Genomic DNA, 26429 nt, shown 5'->3' on the forward strand with positions numbered 1-26429 from the left:
CCGTTCACGCTCCAGGTGCCCTACTGCGCCAGGTACCCGCCGTCGACCGGCAGCACTGCCCCGGTGATGAAGGAGGCGTCGTCCGAGGCGAGGAAGAGGACGGCGGCCGCGACCTCGGCCGGGTCACCGAGCCGCCCCATCGGGTGCAGCTTCTCGATCGCCTCCAGGTACTCGGGCCCGCCGGGCTCGTCCCGCAGCCGGGCCACCCGCTCGGTGGAGATGGTGCCGGGGGCGACGGCGTTGACCCGGATCCCGCGGTCGGCCCACTCGACGGCGAGGTGCTTGGTCAGCCCGGAGGCGACGAACTTGGCGGGCCCGTACACCGCCTGGCCGCGCTGGCCGGCCTCGCCGGAGATCGAGGACAGGCACACGATCGAGCCGCCGGGCCGCTCCTGCGCGGCCATCGCCTGGATCGCGTACTTGCAGGTGAGGAACATGCCCCGGCCGTCGACGGCCATCACCTGGTCCCAGTCCTCGGCGGTGGCCTCGGTGATCTCCATCAGCGGGATCACCCCGGCGTTGGCCACCAGCACGTCCAGCCGCCCGTGCCGCTCGACGGCCGCGTCGACCATCCGCCGGGCGTCCCCGTCCCGGGACACGTCGCCCACCACCGTGCTGACGGCGCCCGGCAGTTGCTCCGCCAGCCGGCGCAGCCCCTCGGCGTCCACATCGGTGGCGACCACCGACGCGCCCTCCCGGACGAACCGCTCGGCCACGGCCCTGCCGATGCCGCTGGCCGCCCCGGTCACCACGCAGGAGCGCCCGGCCAGCCGCTCTGCCGCGTTCAGAGTCACCATGGGCGGGACTCTACCGAGCAAGGGGCCGGAAACCGGGCTTCTACGACGATCCCGCGTTCGGTCAGACCGTGAGGACGATCTTGCCGCGCAGGTGCCCGCGCTCGCTGACCCGCTGCGCCTCGGCCGCCTCCGCCAGCGGGAACACCCGGTGCAGCGGCAGCCGCAGGGTGCCCAACTCGTGCAGGGCGAGCGCGGCGGCGTAGCCGCGCCGGTGGTAGGACTCGACGCCCTCGGCGCCGCCGGAGAAGCGGATGCCGTGTTCCTGCGCGCCCGGGATGTCGGCGATCGTCAGCACCCGGTCCGCACTGCCCGTCAGCTCGACCGACAGCGGCAGCACCCCGCCCCGCCCAGCCGCGTCCAACGCCCGGTCCACCCCGCCCGGGGCGGCCGCCCGCACCCGCTCGGCCAGGCCCTCGCCGTAGGTCACCGGGATCGCGCCCAGCTCGCGCAGATGGGCGTGGTTGGCCTCGCTCGCGGTGCCGACCACGGTGATCCCGCGCTCCCGGGCGAACTGCAGCAGCAGAGTGCCGACCCCGCCCGCTGCGCCGTGCACCAGCAGCGTCTGGCCGGCCCGCACGCCGAGCAGGCCGAGGACGCGCTCGGAGGTCTCGGCGGCCACCGGGATCGCGGCGGCCTCCTCCCAGCCGAGCGTGGCGGGCTTGGCCGCCAGCTGGTCCGCGGCCACCAGCGCGTGCTCGGCGTAGCCGCCGCCCATCAGGGCGCCGAACACCTCGTCGCCGGGCGCGAAGCCGGTCACCTCGGCGCCGACCGCCTCCACCACGCCGGACAGCTCGTAGCCGGGCACGGCGGGGAAGGTGACCGGGAAGAACCCGGCCAGCTCACCGCTGCGCACCTTGTGGTCCAGCGGGTTGACGCCCACCGCGCGGACCGCGACCCGCACCTGGCCGGGGCCGGGGGCGGGCAGTTCGATGTCGATCGGGCGCAGCACGTCCGCGCCGCCGTACTGCGGGAAGGCAATCGCCTTGGTCATGGAATGTCCTCGGGGTTTCCGGGAGTTGTTGCTTCCGACGACTCCATCCTGCGGCGCCGTCGACGGGCGCCCGGCCCGCCGTTCGGACAGTTCGACCTGGCCGAACGGACGGGCGGCCGGCATCGGCTCCCGGACTAGGCTGGACGGCATGGACGAGACGTGGCAGGAACACTGGGGCCGCCCCGAGGACGCGCTGGCGCAGGCCGTCGAGGTGCTGCGCGCACCCCGGCCGGATGTCATGCCGCGCCTGTCGGAGGTGGTCGCCACCCTGGTCCCGCACGCGGCGATCGCGCACCTCAGCGGCATCTGCACCTACTCGCCCACCCACAGCTACGGCCCGCCCGAGCTGACCGAGGGCATCAACGGCCTGGAACTGGCCCAGCTGGCCGACCGCGCGGCCGCGACGACCGCGACCGGCAACCCCTGGCAGGGTGAGGCCGAACTCGCGGGCCGCAGCCGGCCGGTGGTGGTGGTCTCGGCGGCGCCGGGCGACGGCAAGGGCGCGGTCCTGGTCCTCGTCCGGGCGACCGACGAGCCGGTGGCCCCGGGCGCGCTCGCTGTCCTCCAGCAGCTGTGTGACCTGGTGATCACCCACTCCGACCACCGCGCCACCGACGCCGACCCCAGCCGCGCGGCGGTCTCCCGCGCCGCCGCCAACGCCCGCGCCCGCGCCATCGCCGAGTTCACCGGCACCCACAGCGCCGCGCTGAGCGCGATCCTGGCGCCGCTGCGCTCGGCCGACCTGGACGACGCGGCCGCCCGCCGCGCCGCCGGCGAGCTGGCCGTCACCGCCCTGCTCGACCTGCGCCGGGGCGCCGACCTGGACCGCGCGCTCAGCGAGGAGCCCGCCGACGCCGCCTTCGCCCGGCTCGCCCGCGAACTGCGCCCGCTGCTGCGGCACACCCGGGTCCGGCTCGACCTCGCTCCGCCGTCGGACGCCACCCGGTCCGTCCCGGCGGACACCGCGCACACCGCGCGCGACGCCGTCCGGGCCGCGGTCCTGCTGATGCTGGAACAGGACAAACCGACCCGACTGCACGTGAGTTGGCAGTTCACGGGCGGCGGTTCGCTGCGCGCCGTGGTCCGCGACGACGGCCTCGGCCTGCTCGCCACCGACGCCCTGACCGTCCACCGCACCGCCGACCGGATCGCCGCCCTCGGCGGTCACCACACCGTCGAGGCCGTCCCCGGCTGGGGCACCACCGTCACCGTCGACCTGCCGCTCGCCCTGCCCTCGCCCTCGGTGGCCACCGACCCGCTGGAAGGGCTCCAGCCGCGCGAGCTGGAGGTCCTCGACCAGTTGACCCAGGGCCGCCGCAACCGGGACATCGCTGCCGCACTGCACATCAGCGAGTCCACGGTGAAGTTCCATGTGGCCAACATCCTGGCCAAGTTGGGCGTCGCTTCCCGCGGCGAGGCGGCCGCCCTCGCCCACCGGGCGGGCCTGCCCGGCACCACCCGGCTCCACGTGGCATCCTGATCCGGTTGCGCCGCCGCTTCCGATGACAGGAGTCCCCATGACCCCACCCCGGACGATCCTCATCACCGGCGCCACCGACGGCCTCGGCCGCGCCCTCGCGCACCGCCTCGCCGGCGAGGGCGCCACCGTCCTCCTGCACGGCCGCGACCAGGGCAGGCTCGACCGCACGGCCGAGGAGATCAGCGCGGCCCACGACGTCGACCGTCCCGCCACCCTGCGCGCCGACCTGACCGACCTCGCACAGGTCCGCGCCGTCGCGGAGCGGGTCCGCGCCACCACCGACCGGCTGGACGTCCTGGTGAACAACGCCGGCATCGGCGGCGGCGAACCCGACGGCCGGACCCGCCGCACCAGCGCCGACGGGTACGAACTGCGGTTCGCCGTCAACCACCTCGCCGGGTTCCTGCTCAGCCTCGAACTCCTCCCCCTGCTGCGCTCCTCCGCCCCGGCCCGGATCGTCAACGTCGCCTCCGCCGGGCAGGAGCCGGTCGACTTCGACGACCTCGGCTTCGAACGCGGCTACAACGGAATGGGCGCCTACTGCCGCAGCAAGCTCGCCCAGATCACCACCGGCCTCGAACTGGCCGCCCGTGTACCGGCGGCCGAGGTCACCGTCAACAGTCTCCACCCGGCCACCTACATGCCCACCAAGATGGTGCTGCAGGAGGTCGGCTACAGCATCGACAGCCTTGAGGAGGGCCTCGCCGCCACCCACCGGCTCGTCACCGACCCGGCTCTTGCCGGGATCACCGGCCGCTACTACGACCGCACCCACGAGACCAGGGCGAACCCCCAGGCCTACGACCCGCGCGCCCGGGCGGAACTCTGGGAGCGCAGCCTGAAGCTCGTCGGCCACCCCGGGATCTGAGATGACCGACCAGCCGCCGCCCACCACCTGGGATCCCGCCGCCCCCGGCGTACTCCGCCTGCCCTCCGGCCGCCTGCTGCGCGGCCGCGGCCTGAGCAACCCCCTGCCGCCCGGCCCCCGACCCACCTTCGGCGTCTACCTGCTGGGCCGCCCGCCCAAGGCCCTCGACTGGCAGACCCGCTGGGTGCGCTGGCCCGACTTCCGGCTGCCCGCCGACCGCGCCGACGCGGCCGCCGCCTTCCGCGAGGCCTGGGAACGCTGCGCCGTCGACCGCGTCGAACTCGCCTGCGCCGGCGGCCGCGGCCGCACCGGCACCGCGCTCGCCTGCATCGCGATCCTCGACGGTGTCCCGGCGGCCGAGGCGGTCCCCTACGTCCGGGAGCACTACAGCCCGCACGCCGTGGAGACGCCCTGGCAACGCAAGTTCGTCGAGCGCTGGAGCGGTTGACCCGGGTCCGCTCACGCCGACCGGAGGAGCGAGTCCCCCGTCATCTTGAAGCGCAGCTCCGCCCCCGTCTCCCCCGGCCGCCACCCGGCGGCCAGGCCCGAGCGGACGAGGTCGGCGGTGAGCGCCGGGGTGACGGGTTCCAGCTGGAACACCTCGGCGATCCGCTCGGGCGGGGCCGTCAGCAGCACCCCGCAGTGCAGCCACGGGTCGTCGAAGCGCCGGGTGACGGCCAGTACCCGGCCGCCACGGCCGGGCTGGTCGAGCCAGACGCGCACGACCACGTGTTCGCCGTCGCGGAAGCGGACCACCCAGCGGTAGTCACGGCCGTCGACGCGGATGCTGCGCGGTGCCCTCTGTGCCACCCCGCGACGATACGCCCCCGGCCCCGGGGACCAGCACGGCCCGGTCACGCCAGGCCTGTTCGAACCGGCGGGTCATGCCCGGGTAGATGACGTAGTGGCGGAACGGTGCGATGAGGTCCATGTAGCGGCGGCCGAGCCAGCCGTTGGGCTTGACCAGGACGGCCATCCGCAGCTCGTGGCCGCCCCCGGCGAGGGGGACCCAGCCGAGGTGCATCAGGCCGTGAACGGTGCGGTTGGCGATCTCGGCGACGTACTCGGTGTTGGTGCGGTACACCGGGGTGAGTGGCGAGCCGACCGGGTCGACGGTGTCGCGGAGGTCCTGCGGCAGGCGCTCGCGCAGGGACGGGACGCGGCTGCCGAGGCCGGTGGCGGGGTCGTCCCAGCCGAGGAGGGCGCCGAGTTTCCAGCGGACGGCGAAGAGGACGCGGGCCGGAAGGCCCTGGGCGGAGGGTCCGCGGTCGGCGCGGACGGCGGCGAGCGCCGCCGGGAAGTCGTCCGGGCCGGCGCCCGGGGTTCGGTAGGACCAGACGTCCTCGATCCGGAAGTCCTCGGCGAACTCGTGGATCCGCCAGGGCTGTCGGGCGTGTGCTGCGCGTGGAAGCCGCATGGTGGCCACCCCCTTCACCGGACGAGGTTAGACCTCCTTATCCGTTCACAGCTCCCAGGGCTGCTCGGCCGCCCACTCCTCCACCGTCTGCCAGTGGATTCCCGGGTGGGCGGCGTGCAGGGCGGCGGTGTCGACGTCGAGGCCGGGCTCCTGGAAGTAGCGGAACATCGCGGCCAGGTCCTCGGAGTAGGTCTCGACGACGGCGAGCGGCACCTCCTCGCAGCGGATCGGGCGGCCGCTCGCGGCGGCGATGGCGGCGGCGATCTGCTCGCCGGTGCACCACTGGGAGGCGATGTCGATGCGTCGGCCGGTGTAGGCCTCGGGGTGGGTGAGGACGTGGGCGGCGAAGGCACCGATGGTCTCGGCGGCGATCACCGGGAGGGGGACTCCGGGCGGCATAGGGAGGTGGTAGACGCCCTCGCGGAGGGACTGGAGGGTCCAGTCGTTGGCGTAGTTGTCGAGGAAGGCCGCCGGGCCGATGACGGTCCAGGGCAGGTCCAGGCCGGCGAGGTGCTGTTCGATGCGCTGCTTGGTGTCGAAGTGCGGGATGCCGGTGGAGCGGTCGGCGTTGGTGGCGGAGGTGAAGACCACGTGCCGTACGCCGGCGGCGGCCGCCGCGTCGAGCAGGGCGACGCCCTGGCGGACCTCGGTGTCGAGGTCCGTCCCGAACGGGGTGGACATCGCGAACAGCGCGCCCGTGCCGTCCAGGGCGGCGGCCAGCGAGGCCGGGTCGTCGAAGTCGGCGCGCACCAGGTCGGCGCCGAGGGCGGAGAGTTCACGGGCGGCCGGGGAGTCGACGGCGCGGGTCAGCGCCCGGACGGGACGGCCCGCGCGCAGCAGTGCGCGGGCGGTGGCTCCGCCCTGGGCGCCGGTGGCACCCGTGACGGCGACAGGAACCTCAGTTATCTGCGTCATGCAGATAAAAATAGGGAAGAACACCTGCGTCGCGCAACTATTTATCGGGAACCCGGCTACCCTTCCCCCCATGACCACCCGCGACGAACTGATGGCGCAGCTGTGGCCGGTCTCGCGCCGCTACCTGGCCTCCTACGTGCTGTTCAACCAGGCCGTCGCCGACCACCTCGGCATGCACCCGACCGACGTCCAGTGCCTGAACCTGCTCACCCTGGAGGACGGACCGGTCACCACCGGACGGATCGCCGAGCTGACCGGCCTCACCAGCGGCTCGGCGACCCGGCTGGTCGACCGGCTGGAGAAGGCGGGCCTGGTGGCCCGGCAGCGGGACGAGGCGGACCGCCGCCGGGTACTGGTGGCCGTCCTCCCCGAGGCGCTGGAGCGCTTCGGGGAGGTGTGGCGCGCCCTCAGCACCGACTGGGTGGCGATCTTCGCCGAGGACAGCGAGGACGAACTCGCCTTCCTACTCAAGCACATGAACCGCACGGTGGACCTCAGCCACCGGCAGATCGCCCGCCTCGCCGACAAGGACCTCTAGGTCTTCCGCAGTTCCGGCGCCGGAACCCCGATCAGCAGCCGCCGCGCCGCGTCCCACGCCGTCCGCAGCGCGGCTGCGCAGGCCCGGGAGTCCGAGCCGAGCAGCCGCAGCCAGGCGCCACCGTCCTGCGGCAGCACGCTGACCCCGTACAGCAGGCCGCGGTCGGCCAGCGCCTCGTGCAGCACGTCCGCGATCCGCGCCGCCGGGGCGAGCGGGCTGAGCACGTACAGGCTGGACATCACATCGTGCCCGCCGAGCACGGCCGGACCGGCGACGCCGCCGCCCGCGGGCTCCAGCCGCACCGTATCCAGGGCCACCAACTCCCCGTCCGGCCGCCGCACTTCGAGGTCCGAGGCGAACACCTGGTAGGCGTTCCGCTCGCCCCGGGCGAGCCGGCCGGCGAGCAGGCTCTCCCCGGCGACGACGGTCGCACCGGCGTCCACGGTCAGCACCGTGCGCTGGTAGAACCGCGAGTCGACGAAGGGGATCACCGGCTCGGGCAGGTACTCGACGTAGGAGCCCGGCCCGGCCGAGAGGTTGACGAGCTGGGTCGCGTAGTCGTGCTCCATCCGGTAGACCTTGGTGGCCGCCTGGGTGGTCAGGTGCACCGCCGTGTCGGCGCCGCAGCGGATGTCCGTGCGCAGCCGGTCGGCCTGCAGGATGCCGCCGCCGGTGGACATCAGGAAGGTGACGGCGAGGTCCGGGCGGGCCAGGTCGAAGTAGAGCGGGCGCATGATCTGCAGCGGCGACTTCTGGTAGTGGCCGGTGAGTTCGGTGCGTCCGCCGATCCGCTCGAAGGCCAGCTCCAGCAGCCCGACCTTGCCGGGGCGCCCGACCGCGAGGGTGTCGGGCGTCCCGGCGTGCCGGCGGACCTCGTACGGGACGCGGGCCGGCTCGTAGTGGCGGGGGTCGAGCCGGGGCACCGGCCCCTGCGGGGGCGCCGACCCCTCCGCCAGGACGGTCACGCCGGGACCTTCCGGAAGGTCTCCAGGAAGCTCGCGATCTCCTCCAGGCCCTCCCCCGTCAGGCAGTTGGTGAGCACCACCGGCCCGCCCTCCCGGACCCGCCGGGCGTCGGACTCCATGATGCCGAGGTCGGCGCGGACGTACTGGGCGATGTCGATCTTGTTGATGACCAGCAGCTCCGACTCGGTGATGCCCGGGCCGCGCTTGCGGGGCATCTTCTCGCCCTCGGCGGTGTCCAGGACGAACAGGAAGAGGTCGACCAGCACCGGGCTGAAGGTCAGGGTCAGGTTGTCGCCGCCGGACTCGTACAACAGGGTGTCGACGTCCGGGAAGCGCTCCAGCATCTCGGCCCCGGCCGCCAGGTTCATCGTCGGGTCGTCCCGTACGGCGGTGTGCGGGCAGGCGCCGGTCTCCACGCCGACCACCCGCTCCGGGTCGAGCACCCCGGCGAGGGTGCGGCGCACGTGCTGGGCGTCCTCCTGGGTGTAGATGTCGTTGGTGATGACCGCCGGGCGGTGGCCGCGCGCGATCAGCACCGGGACGAGCGCCTCGATCAGCGCCGTCTTGCCGGAGCCGACCGGGCCGCCGACGCCCACCCGGAGCACGTTCTCGGTCATGCTGTCTGGTCTCCTCTGCTTGCTTGTGTACGAAGGGGGTTCAGCTCGCGAACAGCCGGGCCTCGGCCCGCTCGTGCCGCCCGGACATCGCGTCCGCGACCGGCACGCAGCCGCCCAGGTCGGCCGACTCCCGCACCAGGGCGGCCGCCACCACCTCCCGGATCACCGGCGCCACGGCCCGCAGCACCACCTGCGCCTTGCGGTGGTCGGTCAGCCGCAGCCGCAGCGCGGCGCCGACGAAGCTGGTGCAGAACGCGAACAGGTCGCTGGCGACGGCCTGTTCGACGGGGACGGCGGCCGAGGCGTAGGCGACCCCGGCCGCCACCGCCTGGCAGCCGGGGGCCCGCTTGGCGGCCACCAGTTCGGCGTACCGCTCCAGCGGCTCGCCGCCCACCGACTCCCGGGCGATGTCCAGGAGTTGGCGTCCGGTACGGGTGGCGGCCAGCCGCAGCTCGCGGTTGAGCTTGGTGGCGTGCAACCGCTGGTCGGTCTCGGCCACCAGCGGCCAGTCCCCGGCCGAGGCGGCCCGGTGGGCCAGCGCCAGCGCCGTGGCGTCGGACGGTCCGACGCTGTGCCGCAGCAGGTCGGCGAGCAGCTCGGGCATGGTGTCCGGGGTGACGGCCTTGGCCTGGGCGTAGCCCTCCAGCCCGTGCGAGAGGGTGTAGAAGCCGCTGGGGAAGGCGGAGTCGGTCAGCTGGAGGCTGACCAGCAGGGCGTCCAGGCCGTTGCCCGAGAACGGGACCGGGACCGACTCCGAGACCGACTCCGGGTCCGAGCGCGAGCCCGAGGTGATGCTCATGCGAGGTAGAACAGGTGGTTGAGCGGCAGCTCACGGGCGGGCTCGATGGTGGCCGGTTCGCCGTCCAGGGTGACCTTGTACGTCTCCGGGTCGACCGCGATCTTCGGCAGCGCGTCGTTGCGCACCATGTGCTGCTTGCCCACCGAGCGACACCTCCGCACCGGCAACACCCGGCTGTCCAGCCCGAGTTGGGCCGGGACCCCGAGGTCCACGGCGGCCTGGGACATGAACGAGACCCGGGTGGCCTGCTTGGCCCGCCCGTACGCGCCGAACATCGGGCGGTAGTAGACCGGCTGCGGGGTGGGCAGCGAGGCGTTCGGGTCGCCCATCAGGGCCCAGTTGATCACGCCGCCCTTGATGACCATCTTGGGCTTGGCGGCGAAGGAGTTGATCGGCCAGAGCACGATGTCGGCCAGCTTGCCGGGCTCCAGCGAGCCGATGTGGTCGGCGGTGCCGGAGGCGACGGCCGGGTTGATGGTGAGCTTGGCGAGGTAGCGCAGGACACGGAAGTTGTCGTTGCGCTCGGTGTCGCCGGCCAGCTTGCCGCGCTGCTCCTTGCAGTGGTGGGCGGTCTGGAAGGCGCGGGTGAAGGACTCCCCGATCCGGCCCATGGCCTGCGAGTCGGAGGAGAAGATCGAGATCACGCCCTCGTCGTGCAGCACCGTCTCGGCGGCGATGGTCTCGGCGCGCACCCGGGAGTCGGCGAAGGAGACGTCCTCGGGGATGTCGTGGCTGAGGTGGTGGCAGACCATCACCATGTCCAGCAGCTCGTCCACCGAGTTGACGGTGTAGGGCAGCGTCGGGTTGGTGGAGGACGGCAGCACGTTGGGCTCGCCGGCGATCCGCATGATGTCGGGGGCGTGGCCGCCGCCCGCGCCCTCGGTGTGGAAGGTGTGGATGGTGCGGCCGTCGATCGCGGAGAGGGTGTCCTCGAAGTAGCCGGACTCGTTCAGGGTGTCGGTGTGGATGGCCACCTGCACGTCGTACTCGTCGGCGACGCCCAGCGCGCTGTCGATCGCGGCCGGGGTGCTGCCCCAGTCCTCGTGCACCTTCAGGCCGCACACGCCCGCCTCGACCTGCTCGCGCAGCGCGCCCGGCAGCGAGCCGTTGCCCTTGCCGAGCAGACCGACGTTGACCGGGAGGTCCTCGACCGCCTGGTACATCCGCCCGATGTTCCACGGGCCGGGGGTGCAGGTGGTGCCGTTGGTGCCGTCGGACGGGCCGGTGCCGCCGCCGATCAGGGTGGTGATGCCGTTGCTCAGCGCCTCCTGGACCTGCTGCGGGGCGATGAAGTGGATGTGGGTGTCGATGCCGCCGGCGGTGGCGATCAGGTGCTCGCCGGAGATCACCTCGGTGCCGGGGCCGATCACCAGCCGGGGGTGCACCCCGCTCTGGGTGTGCGGGTTGCCGGCCTTGCCGACGGCGGTGATGAAGCCGTCCTTGACGCCGATGTCGCCCTTGACGACGCCGAGCACCGGGTCCATGACGATCACGTTGGTGATGACCAGGTCGAGCGCGCCCTGCACGGAGGTGGCGGCCGGGTCCTGGGCCATGCCGTCGCGGATGCCCTTGCCGCCGCCGTAGACGGCCTCGTCGCCGTAGTGGCCCTGGTTGTGGTCCTGCTCGATCTCGACCACCAGGTTGGTGTCGGCGAGGTGGAAGCGGTCTCCGACGGTGGGGCCGAAGAGGTCGGTGTACTGCTTGCGGGACAGGATGGCCATCAGCGGTCGCCTTCCTTGCGGTTCGCGCGGTTCTCGGTGCTCTCGTGGTTCTCGGTGCTCTCGCGGTTCTCGCGGTTCTCGTGGTTCTCGCGGCTCTCGGTGTGGAAGTCCGCGCGGGGGTGGTCATCCTTGAGGTCGAGGTTGGTGCCCTTGAAGCCGAGGGCGATCGCCCGGTCGATGGCGCGGGCGCGGGTGGCGGGCGCGGTGGTGCCGCCGTCCACGAGGTTGCTGAAGCCGACCAGACGGCGGTGGCCGCCGAACTCGGCGAGCGTGACGTCCTTGGTGTCGCCGGGCTCGAAGCGGACGGCGGTGCCCGCCGGGATGTCGAGGTGCTTGCCGAAGGCCGCGTTGCGGTCGAAGTCGAGGGCGCGGTTGGCCTCGAAGAAGTGGTAGTGGGAACCGACCTGGATCGCCCGGTCGCCCGTGTTGCTGACCGTGATGACGGCCTTCGCGCGGCCGGCGTTGATCTCCACCGGGTCGTCGCCGTACAGGTATGTGGCGCCACCGGACATGGCTGCCCTTCCTCTCTGCCGGTTCAGTGGGGGGCGTGTGCGGGGGTGTGTGCGGGGGCGTGGGGGTGCTGGTGCGTGTGGGAGTGTTGGTGCGTGTGCCCGTGGCCGTGGGAGTGCGCCTCCCCCGGCCCGTGGCTGTGGGCGTAGCCGTGCCCGTGCTCGGCGTCGAGGCCTGCCGCGATGCCGTCCCCGCCGTGGCCGAGCAGGTGCAGCGCCGCCGCCGTCCGGGCCGCGACGACCCCGGCGATCGCGGACGGCCGCAGCAGCGGCCCGCCGTCCCGTACGCCGGGCAGGGCGGTGCGCAGCGCCGGACCGAAGGAGGCCGGGACGGCCGTCACCTCGGCCGCCCCGAGCAGGCGGCAGCGCTCGGCGCCCTCGGCGGGGTCCGGGTCGCCGCCCGCGAGGGCCACCTCGACCCAGCGGTGGCGCCCGTACTGGCGGACCAGGCGGGCGATCCGGAACAGTTCGGCGTCCTCGAAGGGGCCGGCCGCCGGGGCGGTGACCAGGACGGCGCCTTCGCCGACGGCTCCGGCCGCGGCGCGCAGCCAGCCGATCAGGTGCTCGGCGGCGCCGAAGGGGGCGGTGAGCGCGAGGCTTCCCCGGCCCTGGTCGGCCGCCAGCCAGCGCAGGGCGCGGGCGGTGTCGGCGACCAGCCTGGGGTCGCGTCCGAGCGTCATCGGCACGACGCACACCGGTCCGTCGGTGGCCGCCAGCGCCGACCGTACGGCCTCGGCGAGTGGTCGGCCTGCGGCGGCGACGGCGTGCACGGTGGGCCCCTTCCCCGTGGATCGGCGCTCCACCAGGGCGGCCAGGTCGCGGCCGCCGTCGCTCTCGTGGCCGCCGGCCAGCACGACGGTGGCAGGCCCGATCCCGGCGGCCTGTCGTGCGGTCATGGCTCAGGCACCCACCGGGTCGTGACAGGAGACCAGCTTGGTGCCGTCCAGGAACGCCGCCTCGACCTGGAGCAGCGGCAGCATCTCGCGCACGCCGGGCATGACGTCCGCGCCGCTGACGACCTGCTTGCCGATCTCCATGCACTCGGCGACGGTGCGGCCGTCCCGGGCGCCCTCCATGATCGCCTCGCTGATCAGCGCGCAGGCCTCGCTGTAGTTGAGCTTGACGCCGCGGTCGCGGCGTTTACGGGCCAGATCGGCCACGACGTAGATGTAGAGCTTGTCCATCTCACGCGGGGAGAGATTCACGGGAATCACTCGTCCTTTCCGAGAATCCGATGAAATGCAAGGGAGTTGGACGACCGAGAACCGGGTTCGGCGCCGACCGCGCTCAGCCCCGACGCAGCCGGGGAATCGCCGGTACCGCTGCCAGGAAAAGCATGGTGGTCAGGACGAACGGCCAGGTGAAGGCGTGGCCGCCGAAGGGCGCGGAGATCGCGCCGAGCGCCGGGGTCAGCACGGTCGCGGCGGCCGCGCCGAGTACGGCGTAGGCCGCGCTCCAGCCGTCGGGCGCGACGAACACCCCGCACAGTGCGAGCGCCACCAGCACGCCGCTGTAGCCGAGCAGCCCCTGCCCGACGGCCTCGGCCGGCGCGCCGAACGCCCAGGCGGTGAGCAGCCCGGTGGCGCTGCCGGCACAGGCCATCAGCCCGGCCGGCCGGCCGGCGACGAACAGGCCGGCCAGGAACAGCAGTCCGACGTACCACTGGGGCATGAAGAAGATCTGGCCGATGTTGGCGAAGAACCCGTGCCAGAGCTGTTCCCAGCTCAGCCCGGTGCCCCCGGTGGCCGGTACGGGCAGCGCGGCCGGGCCGGCGCCCTCGGGCCACAGGTGCCGGAAGCCGGGCGCCGCGACCGTGACGGCGGTCGCGACCAGGCAGAACGGCGCGGTGACAAAGAAGAGTCCGCACACGGCGGACGGCATGAAATCAACCTGGGCGACACCGCGCAGGACTTCGACGACTAGCTTGACGGATATCGGACGGGCAACCCCGGCGGCACCTTCGGAGGTTTCACCGAAGACGCCTTCCCCACCCTTTTGTTGAGCCATACAGCGCACCAATTCCCGGTACGGCCGAGGGGGCTCGGGAGATTGCTCGGGAGCCCGTTCGGCGATTCGTTGGGAACCGTACTCCTGCGGATTGCCGATCGGGATAGGCGCATGGCGTTACGCCAAATCAACCGTGAGTGACCGGCAGGCCGCTGAGCTGCAACATTCTGTTGAAGATTCACCCCCGACGGGTGGCTGAAGGGGGCAATTCTTTGCGAAGTTTTACTTGCCGGTAACGGACCCCGGAATGTGCCCACGTCAACCAATCAGCGACAAATTCCCCCCACCCCGGCAATACGGACACACCAAGCTGTGGGAACCCTGTGAAACGGGATGCCGATGTGGCGGAAACGTATTCGATACGGGATGCACTCGCGCCGGAATCCGTCAGTCGACCGCACGCGCCTGCGTGCCGAGTTTCCGGAACAGGAACCGCTCCGAGGAGTCCAGCTCGAAGTCGGGCACCGCCAGATGGCCCCCGGGATTGGCGTGCAGCGTCCGCTCCGCCGATCCCAGCGCGCCGTACACCGCCAACGCGCTCTCGCGCGGCACGAGTTCGTCGTCCCACTGCAGCACGAACCGCACCGGCACCCCGACCCGCCGCGCCGCCTCCAGCTGGGACGCGTGCCCGGTCAGCCCGAACACCGCCACGGTGATGCGGGGTTCGGCCGCGACCAGCGGGATACCGATCACGCTGCCCAGCGACAACCCCCAGTAGCCGACCGGGCCGAGACCGCCGCCGGCCTTGTCCAGCGCGTCCAGCACCGCCCGCCACTCGGGCACGGCCCGCTCCGCGAGCGCCGCCGTGTGCCGCGCCACCCACGCGCTGATCGGCCGCCCGGCCGCCAGCAACTCCCCGATCTCCGTGGCGAATCGCTCGTCCTGCGCGGTGCGCTCCCGCTCGCCGTGCCCGGGCGCGTCCAGCGACACCGCCGCCCACCCGTACCGCGTCACGCATCTGTGGGCCCGTTCCACCACGCCCGGCCCCAGCTTGTGCTTCCCGCCGCCGTGTCCCAGCAGCACCAGCGGCCTGGCGCCGAGGGCGGATCCGTCCGGCTGCCAGAGCACGCCGGGCACGCCGTCGAGGGTGAAGCGGTGCTGCGTGAGGCCGTTCGAGGAGGTGTGAGAGGTGAGGTGCATCCCCTCATGATGGTGCCCGACAGACGTTCGAGTCCTGCCATTTCACCGCCCTGGCCAATAGTCACCACGCGGTCGGCGCATCGGGGGCCAGGACGGGGAAGGCTGCTTCGGGCCTCGCCTTCGGGTCCGCGTTGCAGGTGAACCCGCAGGATACGCATGCGAAGTCGGCTTGGCTCTTGCGCGACTTGTTCTCGATCCATCCGCAGGCGCTACAGCTCAGGCCAGTCCACGGGGTCGGTAGGTCCTGCACACATTTAAGGGCCGTCTGCTCGGCGCGCTGGCGCAGAAGGCCCCAGCCCTGAGCGAGGACGGCCCGGTCCAGCCTCGCTTCAGCCGAGGAGCCCGGCCAGCCACTGCTGCCAGGAAACGTCGATGCCCTCCGGCGCCGGACCGAACAGGTGATGGAACATCAGGACCATGCCGCCGCCGTGGTGGAAGGTGTGGATCGCGTCGGCGGAGCGGACCTCGAAACGCTCGTCGTCCGCCCAGACCACCTCGCCGTCCAGCGGCGGCAGGCCGGCCGGCGCGGCGTGGACCGGCGCGCCCACGGCGACCGGGAGCGGCAGCGCGAGGGCACCGGCGAGCGCCGCCCGCACCTCTGGCTCCGTCCGCCCGCCGGACGGCGCGGCGGCGAACACCGGTACGGCGGTGCGCCCTTGGAAGTGGGCGAGGTACTCGCGGAGCGTGTTGAGGTGGAACGGCCAGCCGCGGCGCAGCGCGTCGTACTCGTCCTGCCAGTCGTCGCCGAGCAGTCCGCTGTGGACGACGCGCAGCACGGTGCTGCCGCCGTCCCGCCCCTCCACCAGGTACTCGAAGGCCATGAACCGGCCGTCCTCGCCGGTGGCCGTACGGGTGGCCAGGCGCTTGCCGGGTTCGTAGGCGGTGATCACCGCCTGCTCGCGGTGGCCCCCGATGTCCATGACGGCGGCCCCGCCCTCACGCGGGTCGAGCTCGTTGCGGCCCATGAACCAGGAGTCGAGTCCCGGTCCGGTGGCGATCGCCTCCCAGACCTCCTCCGGACTCGCCGGCAGGGTCGTCTTCAGCTCGATCTCGAACGGGTGGGTCATCGGGGGTACTCCTGTTCCGGTTCGGTCCCGGCGTCCTCGGCCGGGTCGGCCGACACGGCGTCGGGGGACGCGGCGTCGGGGGACGCGGCGTCGGGCGCCGCGGGTGGCGCCGCGGGGATCTGGTGGAGCCCGACGACCACCCGGTGGCTACGGCCCCCGGGGGCGGACTCGTCGTGGTAGCGACTGACCAGCGTCGCCACCGCCTGAGACAGCTCCTCCGCGAAGGCCGCCCGGTCGGCCGCCGAGGCGAACCGCACCTGCGCGTCGATCCCGAAGGTGGCGACCCGCTTCCTGGCCCGGGAGGCCCCGGTCAGCAGCGCCCCGACCTCCTGCACCAGCCGCGACCCCAGCGCCAGCAGCCAGCGGGCGGAGAGCTGGTCCGGCGAGCGCGAGGGGTCCGGGCTCACGGCGGCCAGGACGCTCGGCGAGATCACGTACGAGGCGGCGGTGGCGCGGTACACCCGTTCGGTGACGTTGCCCTTGCGCCGTTCCTCGGCGAGTTCGACGAGCTTGTGCCGCTCCAGCTCCTTCAGGTGGTAGTTGACCTTCTGCCGGGGCAGCCCCAGGCGGGAGGCCAGCATGGCGGCCGAACCGGGTTCGGCGAGGGCGGCGAGGATTCGGGCCCGTATCGGATCCAGGGAGGCCTCGGCCGCGGCGGGTTCTTCGATCACGGCGACGTCCAGCATGGTTCCAGAGTCGCGCCGACAAGAAAATTTGTCAAGGACAGAATTCTTGTCGGTCGCCGCCGTCACCTCGGCCGCGCCTCCACCGCCCTCCACCTCCCTCCGCCGCCTCCCGGCCAACGGCCCGGCACACTGAACGCGGCCCGCCGGGCCGCTCGACGCGCTCCTCTCCGACCTCACGTAGCCGCGAGTCTCCGACCTCACGTAGCCACGAGCGGCAGGCCCCTGCGCTCCGCCCCGACGCGTCAGCCGAAGCACCCGGAGCAGGAAGTCGGCCCAGTCGACTTCCTGCTCCGGCCCATCCCTACCGGCCTGCCAGCGACTCCCGCAGGAAGTCGGTGAGCAGCGCCGTCACCTCGGCCGGGCGCTCAAGGTTGGGGAGGTGGCCGGCCCAGGGCAGTTCGCGGTGGCGGGCGTTCGGCAGCAGGGTCGGCAGGGAGGCGGCGATCTGGCGGAAGTCGGGGAGGTCGTGGGCGCCGGAGAGGGCCAGGGTGGGAGCGGTGATGCGGGTGAGGTCGACCTCCTCCTTCCGCGGGCCGACCTGTGCCGTCAGCTGCACCTCGAAGTTGTGCCGCTGCATCCGGCGGACCAGCTCGCGGGTCGCCTCGTCGGCCTCCGGGCCCAGCCAGGTCCGGACGTTGAGTTCGACGGCGCCCTCGATGTCGCCCGCCGTGAGCAGTTCCTCCTCCTGGGCATCGAAGGCGAGGAGGGTGTCGGTCGGCTCGTGTCCGGGCTTGGCCGCGCCGAGGAGGGCGAGCGCGGTCACCGCCGTCGGGCGGAGGGCCGCGACCGTCAGGCCGATGCGGCCGCCGTAGGAGGCGCCGATGAGGGCGGTGGTCTCGATGTCGAGGTGGTCGAGCAGGGCCAGGACGTCGGCTGCGACGCCGTAGGGGGCGTCGGCGAGGGGCGTGTCGCCGAAGCCGCGGAAGTCGCAGCGGACCACCCGGTGGCCGGCGTCGAGCAGGGCCTGCCACTGCGGGTCCCACATCCGTCGGTCGCACACCGAGGAGTGCAGGAGGACAACGGCGGGTCCGGTTCCGGATACGTCATGAGAGATGATCATTCGGCGGATCGTAACGAGCGCGGTGGCCGGGCGCGAGGGAATTGGGGACCGGCGACGGCGCGCAGTAAGCGCTTTCGTCCCTGCCCGGGCTCTGGGTGGGTGAGGAGGTGCTCATGGGAGATCCGAGGAGTGCGCGGGACGAGGAGTTCCGGGCGTTCATCGTCGGGGTCTGGCCCCGACTGGTGCGGACGGCGTTCCTGCTGGCCGGAGAGCAGTACGCGGCGGAGGACCTGGTGCAGTCCGCGGCGGAGAAGGCCTGCGCGGCCTGGCCGAAGGTGCGGCGGGCGGACGATCCGTACGCGTATGTGCGGCGGATCCTGGTGAACCAGCACGCCCGGCGTTGGCGCCGGCGCCCGCCGGAGCTGCTGGTGGACGCGGTGCCGGACACGGCGGGGGTGGAGGACGGCTTCGCCCGCTCGGACCAGCGCGGGCCACTGCTGGCCGCGCTCGCCACCCTGCCGCCGCGTCAGCGCGAGGCGGTGGTGCTGCGGCACTGGGAGGACCTGAGCGACAGCCAGACGGCCACGGCGATGGGCTGCTCGGTGGGCGCGGTGCGCAGCCATGCGGCGAAGGGCATCGCGCGGCTGCGGCAGGTCTCGGCGCTGGTTGAGCTCAAGGACAGGACACAGATCGGAGGGGCGGTATGAGCGCGGACGCGGAGAAGGACGCTGACCTGTGGGTCGGCCTCGGCCTGGCCGAGGCGGCAGCGGGCGCGAAGGTGGGACCGGCGCCGGTGGCGGACATCCTGGCGGGCGGGCGCCGGATCCGGCGGCGTCGCCGGACGGTGGTCGGCGCGCTGGCGCTGGCCGCAGCGGTAGTGCTGTCGGGCGGGGCGCTCGCCGAGCTGCGTCCGGAGCCGGCGGCCTCCCACCCGCTCGTCCCGGCCGGCGCCGGGCTCGGCTCCGGCACCGGCGGCCCGCCGTCGGCCGGGGCGACCACCCCGGCGGCGCGGGACCCGTTCACCCCTGTCCGGGTGGTGCTCGGTCAGGGCACCACGCCGGACGGCAAGGAGTGGAAGCTGTGGCAGGCGCTGTGGCCGGTGGCGCCGAGGGAGCGGGCGTACGAGCAGGCGCTCGCGGTGTGGCAGGAGCGCGGCCCGTACGACTCGGCGGTCGCCAAGCCGACGAAGGAGTTCGTCGACCGGTACTACGACCCCAACTCCGATGTGGTCAACACCTATTTCACGGTGGACGGGGTGCGCCTGAGCCACGACGCCGAGGGCACCACCCCCTCGCCGGGCAAGCTCGACCCCCGCTACGGGGCCCACATCGCCGGCGGCCTGGTCGGCCACCGGGGCAAGGACGACACCGTGGCCCCGCTCGACGTGGTCGTGCTGTCCCTCGGCCCCGACATCGCCCGGGTGAAGGTGACCTGGACGGACGGCACGGTCATCGAGCCGCCGTTCGTCACCGTAGCCGACTCCCCGCTGCGCCAGATGGTGGTGGCTCGGCCCGAGGGCAGGAAGGCGAAGCTCTGGGAGTACTTCGACCGCAACGGCAACAAACTCCCGGACTCCGGCAGCCAGTTCCTCCGGGAGTAGCACGGCTGCTCCGTCTCCGGTCTGACGCGGGAGCGCCGGGGTCCGTGGTTCGGTGGAGGGGTGACGGTTCAGGGGAGTTCGGCGGGGACCGGGGCCCGGGCGCTGTGGGTCGCCCGGTGCGGGTGGGGCGGGCTCGGGTTGTTCCTGCTCGCCTGGACGGTGTTCGAGGCGGTGAAGCATGCGGGGCCGACGATCCCGCTGGCAGTGGCCGGCCTTGCCGTTCCGGCACTGTCAAGGATCCTTCCGGATACGGCAGTTGTGCGGCAGGTGGTGCTCCGGGCCTGGGTTCCGCTGGCCGTCACGGTGGTCTGCGCCGCCGTTCCCGGCCCGGCCGAGGACACCGCCGTTCCCTTTGCCTTCGGCCTGGCCTGGCTGGCCCACCTCGCGCTGCGGCACGCGGCGGGCAGGGCGGGAGCGGGAAGTCGGTAGGGCCGACTTCCCGCTCCCGCTCAGGCGATCCGCTTCTCGAACCAGTGGTGGTCGATCTGTGCGCCGGTTTCGGTATCGGTATCGATACGAGCGTCGATCTGCGCCGGCGGACACCCCGCCCGGTCTCAGCCCGACGCGTCGAGGAGCAGCTGCGCCGCCACCGCCGTCCCGTCCGTGCGGATCTCGCCCGCGAACGCCGCCGCCCGGGCGCCGGCTTCGGGCGTCAGGGCCTGCTCAAGCGCGGCCGAGAGCGAGTCGACCGTCGGCGCCGGGCCGTCGTGGGCCGCGCCGATGCCCAGGGCGGCGACGCGGTCGGCCCAGTACGGCTGGTCGACGATCTGCGGCACCACGACCTGCGGCGCCCCCGCCACGGCCGCAGCGGTCGTGGTCCCCGCCCCGCCGTGGTGGACGACCGCGGCGACCCGGGCGAACAGGGCCTGCTGGTTGACCTCGCCGACCGCGAAGCAGTCGTCCCCGCCGTCTACCGGCGCCAGGTTCGCCCAGCCCTGGGCGAGCACGATCCGCCGGCCCAGCGCCCGGACCGCCTCGATCGCCACCGGCCCGGCGTCCGGAGCGCCGTGCAGCGGCATGCTGCCGAAGCCCACGTACACCGGGGGCTCACCCGCCGCCAGGAAGGCCGACAGGTCGGCGGGCAGCGGACGGTCGTCCGGCAGCAGCCAGGCGCCGGTCTGCACGACCTCGCGCTCGGCCGGCTGCCGCCAGGGGCCGAGCAGCGGGTCGGTGGCCAGCCACGGGCGGTCGGTGAACACGTGGTCGCGCACGTTCTCCACCTCCGCGAGGCCGACCGACGCCCGGTGGGTGTTGACCTGCTCCCGGAACAGGGCGTTCATGGTGCCGATGTTGAACTCCCACAGCTCCCGATGGTCGGTCAGCTCCGACGGGTACGGCTGGCTGGGGAACTCGAACGGCCGGTGGTGCGGGGACGGCAGCATGGTCGGCTGCAGCGCGACGTACGTGAAGCGGGCGCCCACCCGCTCGGCCGCCGCCTGCGCGCCGGCCACGGCCGGGAACAGCCCGGTCGCCACCACCGCGCCGCCCGGCTCGGCCACCGCGGCGACCGCCTCGTGGAACTGCCCGACCAGCATCGCCACCCGCGTCGGGAAGTCCACCGCCGGCGAGGACGCCCCGCTCGCCAGCGCCCGCACCGACCACCCGACGGCCACCATCTCCACCCCGACGGCGGCCAGTCGCTGCGCGAACTCCTCGTCCGGCGGCGCGCACACCCGCACCTCGGCACCGAGCTCCCGCAGCTTCACCGCGAGGCCCGCCAGCGGCTGGACGTCACCGCGCGACCCGTACGTGGACAACACAACTCGCATCTCGCGCATCTCCCGTTCCCCCAGGCTGCCCTGGAGTTGGAGATTCTGCGGTAGGACCGGGGCCTTGCGGCAAGGCCCCCCGCGCGCTATAAGTTGAGAGTGGCGGGGAGTGGGTGATCGATCCCCATCAGCTTCGCAGCGCCGCCACGGCCTCCTCGACCAGCTTCCGCGCCCGCTCCACGGTCTGCGTCAGCTCCTCGGGGCCCTCCCCCACCGCACCCAGCAGGCCTCGCACTCGCGGCCCGAACTCCACTGGCACGCCACTCAGTTGTGCGGCGAAAGCGAGCGCGCCCTTCTCGTTGAGGCACCAGTGCCGGTTGCGCGCGTACAGCGCCTGCACCAGCACCCCGACCGCCCGGGACAGGCAGAGCGCGACGTACAGGGTGTCGCCGCGCGCCGCTCCCTTGGCCGCGCCGCCGACCAGGAACTCCGCCTCCCAGACGCCCGCCGTCAGCGCTGCGCGCAGCGGCTCGGGGTAGGTCGCGGTCTGTGCCTGCAGCGCTGCCAACTCTCCCGCGGGGTCGGCGAGTACGCGCCCGAGCGCGACCTCGCCGGCGTAACACGGCGACCAGAAGCCGAGCGGGTGCCCGGCCTGTACGCCCACCTCGTACCGGCCCTCCCGGCAGTCCGCCCACACCCGCTCGACCCGGTCGAGGTCCCGCAGGATCCAGTCGACGGCGACTCCGTCGACCTGCAGCCACGCCCCGCCGTTCACCCACGGCCCCCAGCCGCCGGGCCCGGCCACCTCCACCTCCGGCCCGGCCAACTCCCGCAGCGCGGCGAGGTCCAGCTCACCGCGGTAGTAGACCCCGAGGTCCCAGTCCGAATCCGGCCGGTGCGCACCACGTGCCCGGCTCCCACCGAGCATCACCCCCACCACGCCCGGGACTTCGGCCAGTCGGCCCGCCATCTGCTCGATCAACGCATGCATAGCGGGAAGTCTGGCCGCCGAAACGGCCCCGGGCCAACGGATTTCGCCACAGCAACCCGATCGGCGGCGCCCCGACGCCGCACGGCCCGGCGCTTCCCGGCCACCGTCCGGCGACCCGCCCGAGCAGACGCGCTTCCTCTGCCGACCGAACATGCCCATGTGTCGCTTCGGTTGACGTACCCAAAGCATCAACCTCGGCCCTGGCGGGCGGGAGTTTCAACGACCATTGCGACGTAAGTGGCCGTCGGGGCAAGCTCGTTACGGCACCGGCGCCAGGCAGAGGGTGACCTCGGACTTGTGCGCCGTGGCCGGGAGGACCTGTGACTTCGCTTCCAGGGAAGGAGCACAAAGCAACGCCCCTTCGATCCTCCACACGACTTTGCCGTGCTCGGATGCCCAAGGCCATTTCGCCGAGCAGGGCTCGATGTCCCAGGGGCCGTTGTCGTCCAGGTCGGGCGCCTTGTAGAAGACGCAGTCGCCGACCTTCGCATCGTGGGCCGTACGGCCGTAGGCGTAACCACCTCCCACCAGCAGGCCCAGGACGACCACCAGCACGAAGGCCGTGGCGGCGATCGCCCTCTTCTGGTCGGAAGTCAGCGAGGACTTCTCCGGCTTCTTGGCATCGGCCGCCACCTCGGGCGCGTCGGCCTTCCCACGCGATGCCGGGTTCGGGACGCCCCCGCCGATCCGCTGCCCCGCCATGCGGTCGTGCACGGCCCGCATGGCCGTCGCGAGGTCGGTCAGCAGTTGCTTGCGGGTATCGCACTCCCCCGCCCCCGGCGGACCCTCCGACCCCGCCAGACCTCCCAACCGGTTCAGCGCCGCCGCCGCGTCCGGTGGACGGCTCCCGGGGTCCTTGGCCAGTAGGTCCATCACCAGCTGCTCCAGGCTGCCCGGAACGCCCGGCCGCCACACGCTCGGCGGCACCGGCGGCACGTGCACGTGCTGGTACATGATCGCGGGAAGGTCACCCCGCAGGTCCACCCACGGCGTCCCGGCCAGGAGTTCGTACAGCACGCAGCCCACCGCGTACAGGTCGCAGCGGTGGTCGACGGGCGCGGTGGAGAACTGCTCGGGCGCCATGTACGGCGGCGTGCCCACGATGTGCATGCCTGTCAGGATGGCAGTCGCGTTCGCGAGCCTGGAGATGCCGAAGTCGCCGACCTTGACCCGCCCGGAGTCCAGCCTGAACAGGTTCGCCGGCTTGATGTCGCGGTGCACCACCCCCTGGGCGTGGGCGGCCGCGAGCGCGTCGAGCACCTGTCGTGCGATGTCGACGACCTGGTCCACCGGCAGCCCGGTCGGGTGGTCGCGGAGGACGGCCGCGAGGGTCCGGCCGGCGAGCAGTTCCATCACCAGGTACCAGGCGCGGCGCCCGCCGGTGTCGTAACTGTCGAGGTCGAACACGGTGGTGATGCCCGGGTGGTTGAGCATGGCCCCGATCTCGGCCTCCCGGCGGAAGAGCGCGAGATCCTGCGCTCCGACGGCCCCGCCGGCGGGCGTCAGGATCTTCACGGCCACCGGGCGCTTCAGCCGGAGGTCCCGGCCCGCCCAGACCTCACCCATGCCCCCTCGCCCCAGGAGCTGTTCGAGCTGGTACCGGTCCCCGAGCGCCGGTCCCGCCCCCGCGATTTCGCCCGACATCCAAATCCTCCCCCAGCCCATCGCCCGTACCGCCTCACGCATTCCAACAGACGTCGGGCTCCCCGGACCAGAAAGCGCGGAAACCCGTCCGACCCTGAATGAGGCGGCCCCGTGAGGTTCGCGGCCATCAGCGAGGTCTGACGGAACTTCCGAGCGACCGGCCGTTGCCGTTCGCACGTCCGGTTCCGAGGGGGCCGAGTCATCGTAAGGTGACCCGGCTACCCGACTACGGCTCGCACGAGGAGCTGGTCCGGGCCCTGCACGTCGGCGATCCGGAGGCGGCGGGGCGGGTGCTGGCGGCGGGGCGGGTGCTGGCGGCGGGGCGGGTGCTGGCGGCGGAGCTGGAGGCGACCCGCGCCCGGTTGCTCAACTCCTGGCGGCGGGGCCCCGGACGGGGCGTCACACAGTTTTCACACGACGGCCATCCGGCGTCAGCTCGCGTCATTGACACTGTGTTGGGCGCTGCCGAATCAGGCTGCTTCGGACACAAACGGTCAACGCGCGGGTGACATTGTGCCCAACTGGTGCGCAAGCACCGCTCAGGCAGCGAACGGGCATTCACGCCAATCACACGATATGACTAGTATCGCCTCGTCAAAAGCCCGTGCCCGGACGGTCCGCCTCTCACCGGCCGGCCGCCAGCCCCAAGGAGTCTGCTCTGCGCGCGCGTGCGAATCGGCGGCCCCCGGCGCCGAAGGCCCCCCGCAGGCGGCCACGCCTGTCCCTGCGGGGGGCGCTGCTCGTCCTGGCCGTCGTCCCCAGCCTGGCCCTGGTCGCCCTCTGGGCGGTGACCAGTGGTGAGACCGTCTTCGACTTCCAGCGCCAGGCCGCCCAGGGCATGCTGGCCCAGAAGGCCGGCCAGCCGTCCAACATCGTCTACTACAACCTCCAGGAGGAGCGCCGGCTCAGCGCCGAGGCGCTCGCCAGACCCGGCGCCAACGCCGACCAGCTCCGCCACCAGCGGCAGTTGACCGACGACGCCGTGCGCCAGTTCCAGGCACTGTCCGGCGAGACCGCCGACAACGCCCCCGACGACGTGCGCACCGCCGTCGCCGAGGCCCGGCAGGCGATGGGCAAGCTGACCGAAGAGCGCGCCGCCGTGGACAAGGGCTCCGTCGACCAGCAGACGGTCTTCGCTTACTACACCGACCTGATCTCCGTCGACCTGCGGCTGTTCACCGCACTCAGCCACGTCGACACGGGCGAGGTCACCTGGGTGTCCAAGACCCTGGTCAACTCCTTCTGGGCCAAGGAGATGCTGGCCCGCGAGGACGCCGTCCTGGCCCGCGGCTGGCCCGGCGGGCGCCTCAGCGCCGCCGACTACCAGCAGGTCCAGCAGCTGATCGGCTCCCAGGACCACCTGTTCACCGTCCAGGTCGTCCCGTACGTACCGGCCGGCGAGGCCGGCGCCTGGCACGACCTGATGAACAGTCCGGCCTGGCAGGCCAAGACCGCCGTCGAGCAGCAGCTCACCAAGCCGACCGGCGCCGACGCCAACGGCACCGTCAGACTGCCACCCGCCCAGGACCAGTGGCGCCAGGCCGTCGACCAGCTCAACCCGCAGCTCGTCAAGGCCATCGAGGCCCGCACCAGCGCCATCGTCGAGGTCGGCAAGGGCGCCATCCTCGGTCTGCTCACCCGGGTCGTGCTCACCACCGTCGTCGGCCTGATCACCGTGGTCGCCGTCGTCATCTCCTCGTGGCGGATCAGCCGCTCGCTGCGCCGCCGGATCAAGGAGATGCAGACCCAGGCCGAGGAGATGGAACGCACCCTGCCCGAGGTGGTCGACCGCCTCGGCCGCGGCGAGCAGGTCGACGTCGAGGCCGAGACCCGCGCCGTCACCACCGGGGCGCACGGCAACGGCGCCGACGAGCTCGCCCGCCTCGGCCAGGCGCTCAATCTGGCCCGCTCCGCCGCGCTGGAGGCCGCCGTCCGGCAGGCCGAGCAGCACCGCGGCTTCGAGCGCCTCCTCCAGCGCATCGCCCGCCGCACCCAGCTGCTGATCGGGCGCCAGCTGCGCAAGCTGGACGAGCTGGAGCGCAAGCACGAGGACCCGGAGGTCCTGGAGGGCCTGTTCGACCTCGACCACCTCACCGCCCGCCTGCGCCGCTACGAGGAGAACCTCGTCATCATGGCCGGCGGCCAGCCGCAGCGGCGCTGGCGCAAGCCCGTCCCACTGCTGGACGTGCTGCGCTCCGCCCAGGGCGAGGTGCAGGACTACCGCCGGATCATGATCGACGTCGAGGGCCACCCGTGGATCTCCGAGCGGGCCGTCGGGCCGGTCGCGCACGTGCTGGCCGAGCTGATGGAGAACGCCACCACCTTCTCCAAGCCGCCCACCCCGGTCGAGGTCCGGGCCGCCATGGTCGGACGCGGGCTCGCGGTCGAGATCGAGGACCGGGGCCTGGGCATGGACCCGGAGCAGTACGACGCGGCCAACGAGCTGATGAGCCGCCCGCCGCGCACCGACGTGCTGGCCCGCGCCGACGACATCCGGCTCGGTTTCCACGTGGTCGCCCGCCTCGCCGCGCTGACCGGGCTGAAGATCGAGTTCCGGCCGTCGGCCTTCGGCGGCACCCGGGTGGTCGTACTCGTCCCGGACGAACTGGTCATCGACGGCGACGCCGAGCTCCTGCCGGAGACCGCGCCCGCGGAGCCGATCCCGCTGGTCCGGCGCTCCCGCCGGGCGGTGCGCTCCGCCTCCGACGAGCCGCCGCAGCCCGCGGTGCCGGTGGGGCCGCCGGTCGCACCGGTGGACTCCTTCGGGCCCATCGAGGCCGTCGCGCCCGCCTGCCAGAAGCCGACGTTCCAGAAGCCGACGTTCCAGGAGCCGACGTTCCAGGAGCCGACGTTCCGGGAGCCGACGTTCCGGGAGACCGCCTTCCAGCAGCAGGCGGTGCGGGGACAGGCGGCGCAGCAGGAGCAGGCGAACGAGCAGCCCATCGAGCACAGCTCCCCCGCCGACCCG

At 73.0% G+C, this 26429-nt stretch carries 28 protein-coding genes and 2 pseudogenes; 8 read left to right on the plus strand and 22 right to left on the minus strand.

Annotated features, from left to right (window positions below):
* Positions 1-20: 20 nt before the first annotated feature.
* Positions 21-797 (minus strand): SDR family NAD(P)-dependent oxidoreductase, encoded by a 777-nt coding sequence (locus ACIRYZ_RS04355; RefSeq protein ID WP_402939315.1) that lies wholly within the window; start codon positions 795-797, stop codon positions 21-23.
* Between the two features lie 61 nt (positions 798-858).
* Positions 859-1788: an NADP-dependent oxidoreductase gene (locus ACIRYZ_RS04360; RefSeq protein WP_402939318.1), complete on the minus strand. Its 930-nt coding sequence runs from the start codon at positions 1786-1788 to the stop codon at positions 859-861.
* A gap of 148 nt (positions 1789-1936) precedes the next feature.
* On the opposite strand from ACIRYZ_RS04360, the gene ACIRYZ_RS04365 reads away from it, so the two are divergent.
* The 3 genes from ACIRYZ_RS04365 to ACIRYZ_RS04375 are packed head-to-tail and all read left to right on the plus strand — an operon-like array spanning position 1937 to position 4584.
* A complete protein-coding gene (locus ACIRYZ_RS04365) occupies positions 1937-3268 on the plus strand; it encodes a LuxR C-terminal-related transcriptional regulator (protein WP_402939321.1) in 1332 nt (443 codons plus the stop codon).
* A 37-nt stretch (positions 3269-3305) separates the two neighbouring features.
* A complete protein-coding gene (locus ACIRYZ_RS04370) occupies positions 3306-4136 on the plus strand; it encodes an SDR family NAD(P)-dependent oxidoreductase (RefSeq protein ID WP_402939324.1) in 831 nt (276 codons plus the stop codon).
* A 1-nt stretch (position 4137) separates the two neighbouring features.
* A complete protein-coding gene (locus ACIRYZ_RS04375) occupies positions 4138-4584 on the plus strand; it encodes a protein phosphatase (RefSeq protein ID WP_402939326.1) in 447 nt (148 codons plus the stop codon).
* An 11-nt stretch (positions 4585-4595) separates the two neighbouring features.
* Here ACIRYZ_RS04375 and ACIRYZ_RS04380 read toward each other — a convergent pair whose 3' ends face one another.
* From ACIRYZ_RS04380 to ACIRYZ_RS04390, 3 genes are read right to left on the minus strand one after another with little or no spacing between them, the layout of a single operon-like run.
* Positions 4596-4946, minus strand: coding sequence for a hypothetical protein (locus ACIRYZ_RS04380; protein ID WP_402939329.1), 351 nt, complete (start codon positions 4944-4946; stop codon positions 4596-4598).
* Entirely contained in the window at positions 4903-5553 is a 651-nt protein-coding gene (locus ACIRYZ_RS04385) for a DUF2867 domain-containing protein (RefSeq protein WP_402939332.1), read from the minus strand. The genes ACIRYZ_RS04380 and ACIRYZ_RS04385 overlap by 44 nt, the downstream gene beginning before the upstream one ends.
* Positions 5554-5598: 45 nt before the next feature.
* On the minus strand, positions 5599-6468 hold the full coding sequence (locus tag ACIRYZ_RS04390; protein ID WP_402939335.1) for an NmrA/HSCARG family protein: 870 nt from the start codon (positions 6466-6468) through the stop codon (positions 5599-5601).
* Between the two features lie 70 nt (positions 6469-6538).
* Between ACIRYZ_RS04390 and ACIRYZ_RS04395 the strand changes: the two genes are divergently transcribed.
* Complete coding sequence (locus ACIRYZ_RS04395) at positions 6539-7006, plus strand: MarR family winged helix-turn-helix transcriptional regulator (protein ID WP_387614433.1); 468 nt, start codon at positions 6539-6541, stop codon at positions 7004-7006.
* Here ACIRYZ_RS04395 and ACIRYZ_RS04400 read toward each other — a convergent pair.
* The 13 genes from ACIRYZ_RS04400 to ACIRYZ_RS04460 all read right to left on the minus strand — a co-directional run bounded on the left by ACIRYZ_RS04400 (position 7003) and on the right by ACIRYZ_RS04460 (position 17577).
* Positions 7003-7962, minus strand: a complete 960-nt coding sequence (locus tag ACIRYZ_RS04400) for an urease accessory protein UreD (RefSeq protein ID WP_402939544.1) — start codon at positions 7960-7962, stop codon at positions 7003-7005. The two genes, ACIRYZ_RS04395 and ACIRYZ_RS04400, sit on opposite strands and share 4 nt — an antisense overlap.
* A 5-nt stretch (positions 7963-7967) precedes the next feature.
* Positions 7968-8588, minus strand: coding sequence for an urease accessory protein UreG (gene ureG / locus ACIRYZ_RS04405; protein ID WP_393035894.1), 621 nt, complete (start codon positions 8586-8588; stop codon positions 7968-7970).
* 40 nt (positions 8589-8628) lie between these two features.
* The gene (locus ACIRYZ_RS04410) at positions 8629-9387 is read right to left on the minus strand and encodes an urease accessory protein UreF (RefSeq protein ID WP_402939339.1); all 759 of its coding nucleotides are present in this window, start codon (positions 9385-9387) and stop codon (positions 8629-8631) included.
* A complete protein-coding gene (gene ureC / locus ACIRYZ_RS04415) occupies positions 9384-11108 on the minus strand; it encodes an urease subunit alpha (RefSeq protein WP_402939342.1) in 1725 nt (574 codons plus the stop codon). Before ureC ends, ACIRYZ_RS04410 begins: the two co-directional genes overlap by 4 nt.
* Positions 11108-11620 carry an urease subunit beta gene (locus ACIRYZ_RS04420; protein ID WP_402939344.1) on the minus strand — a complete coding sequence of 171 codons (513 nt, stop codon included), beginning with the start codon at positions 11618-11620 and terminating at the stop codon, positions 11108-11110. The genes ureC and ACIRYZ_RS04420 overlap by 1 nt, the downstream gene beginning before the upstream one ends.
* Before the next feature lie 23 nt (positions 11621-11643).
* Positions 11644-12513 (minus strand): cobalamin biosynthesis protein CbiX, encoded by an 870-nt coding sequence (locus tag ACIRYZ_RS04425; RefSeq protein ID WP_402939347.1) that lies wholly within the window; start codon positions 12511-12513, stop codon positions 11644-11646.
* Between the two features lie 3 nt (positions 12514-12516).
* Positions 12517-12822, minus strand: coding sequence for an urease subunit gamma (locus ACIRYZ_RS04430; protein ID WP_316524538.1), 306 nt, complete (start codon positions 12820-12822; stop codon positions 12517-12519).
* Between the two features lie 82 nt (positions 12823-12904).
* Positions 12905-13498: an urea transporter gene (locus tag ACIRYZ_RS04435; RefSeq protein WP_402939350.1), complete on the minus strand. Its 594-nt coding sequence runs from the start codon at positions 13496-13498 to the stop codon at positions 12905-12907.
* Positions 13499-14011: 513 nt separating this feature from the next.
* A complete protein-coding gene (locus ACIRYZ_RS04440) occupies positions 14012-14764 on the minus strand; it encodes an alpha/beta hydrolase (RefSeq protein ID WP_402939352.1) in 753 nt (250 codons plus the stop codon).
* A gap of 61 nt (positions 14765-14825) precedes the next feature.
* The gene (locus tag ACIRYZ_RS04445) at positions 14826-15014 is read right to left on the minus strand and encodes a zinc ribbon domain-containing protein (RefSeq protein WP_402939355.1); all 189 of its coding nucleotides are present in this window, start codon (positions 15012-15014) and stop codon (positions 14826-14828) included.
* 79 nt (positions 15015-15093) lie between these two features.
* Positions 15094-15831 carry an SRPBCC domain-containing protein gene (locus tag ACIRYZ_RS04450; RefSeq protein ID WP_402939358.1) on the minus strand — a complete coding sequence of 246 codons (738 nt, stop codon included), beginning with the start codon at positions 15829-15831 and terminating at the stop codon, positions 15094-15096.
* A complete protein-coding gene (locus ACIRYZ_RS04455) occupies positions 15828-16517 on the minus strand; it encodes an ArsR/SmtB family transcription factor (protein WP_402939361.1) in 690 nt (229 codons plus the stop codon). The genes ACIRYZ_RS04450 and ACIRYZ_RS04455 overlap by 4 nt, the downstream gene beginning before the upstream one ends.
* Positions 16518-16818: 301 nt before the next feature.
* A complete protein-coding gene (locus tag ACIRYZ_RS04460) occupies positions 16819-17577 on the minus strand; it encodes an alpha/beta fold hydrolase (protein WP_402939364.1) in 759 nt (252 codons plus the stop codon).
* A gap of 113 nt (positions 17578-17690) precedes the next feature.
* Between ACIRYZ_RS04460 and ACIRYZ_RS04465 the strand changes: the two genes are divergently transcribed.
* The 3 genes from ACIRYZ_RS04465 to ACIRYZ_RS04475 are packed head-to-tail and all read left to right on the plus strand — an operon-like array spanning position 17691 to position 19546.
* The gene (locus tag ACIRYZ_RS04465) at positions 17691-18224 is read left to right on the plus strand and encodes a SigE family RNA polymerase sigma factor (protein WP_387614467.1); all 534 of its coding nucleotides are present in this window, start codon (positions 17691-17693) and stop codon (positions 18222-18224) included.
* Positions 18221-19117, plus strand: coding sequence for a hypothetical protein (locus ACIRYZ_RS04470; protein ID WP_402939368.1), 897 nt, complete (start codon positions 18221-18223; stop codon positions 19115-19117). The genes ACIRYZ_RS04465 and ACIRYZ_RS04470 overlap by 4 nt, the downstream gene beginning before the upstream one ends.
* 60 nt (positions 19118-19177) lie before the next feature.
* Positions 19178-19546 carry a hypothetical protein gene (locus ACIRYZ_RS04475; RefSeq protein ID WP_402939370.1) on the plus strand — a complete coding sequence of 123 codons (369 nt, stop codon included), beginning with the start codon at positions 19178-19180 and terminating at the stop codon, positions 19544-19546.
* A gap of 125 nt (positions 19547-19671) precedes the next feature.
* Here the strand turns inward: ACIRYZ_RS04475 and ACIRYZ_RS04480 are convergent, their stop codons facing one another.
* The 3 genes from ACIRYZ_RS04480 to ACIRYZ_RS04490 form a co-directional block, all read right to left on the minus strand.
* Positions 19672-20886: a glycosyltransferase gene (locus tag ACIRYZ_RS04480; protein WP_402939373.1), complete on the minus strand. Its 1215-nt coding sequence runs from the start codon at positions 20884-20886 to the stop codon at positions 19672-19674.
* A gap of 127 nt (positions 20887-21013) precedes the next feature.
* Positions 21014-21817: a nucleotidyltransferase domain-containing protein gene (locus tag ACIRYZ_RS04485; RefSeq protein ID WP_402939376.1), complete on the minus strand. Its 804-nt coding sequence runs from the start codon at positions 21815-21817 to the stop codon at positions 21014-21016.
* Positions 21818-22075: 258 nt separating this feature from the next.
* Entirely contained in the window at positions 22076-23461 is a 1386-nt protein-coding gene (locus tag ACIRYZ_RS04490; protein ID WP_402939379.1) for a serine/threonine-protein kinase, read from the minus strand.
* Between the two features lie 838 nt (positions 23462-24299).
* Between ACIRYZ_RS04490 and ACIRYZ_RS04495 the strand changes: the two are divergent.
* A pseudogene (locus ACIRYZ_RS04495) lies at positions 24300-26003 on the plus strand (nitrate- and nitrite sensing domain-containing protein); the annotation flags it as partial.
* Between the two features lie 278 nt (positions 26004-26281).
* Here the strand turns inward: ACIRYZ_RS04495 and ACIRYZ_RS04500 are convergent.
* A pseudogene (locus ACIRYZ_RS04500) lies at positions 26282-26404 on the minus strand (hypothetical protein); the annotation flags it as partial.
* Positions 26405-26429: the final 25 nt, after the last annotated feature.

Source organism: Kitasatospora sp. NPDC101155, from assembly GCF_044768305.1.
Lineage (GTDB): Bacteria > Actinomycetota > Actinomycetes > Streptomycetales > Streptomycetaceae > Kitasatospora.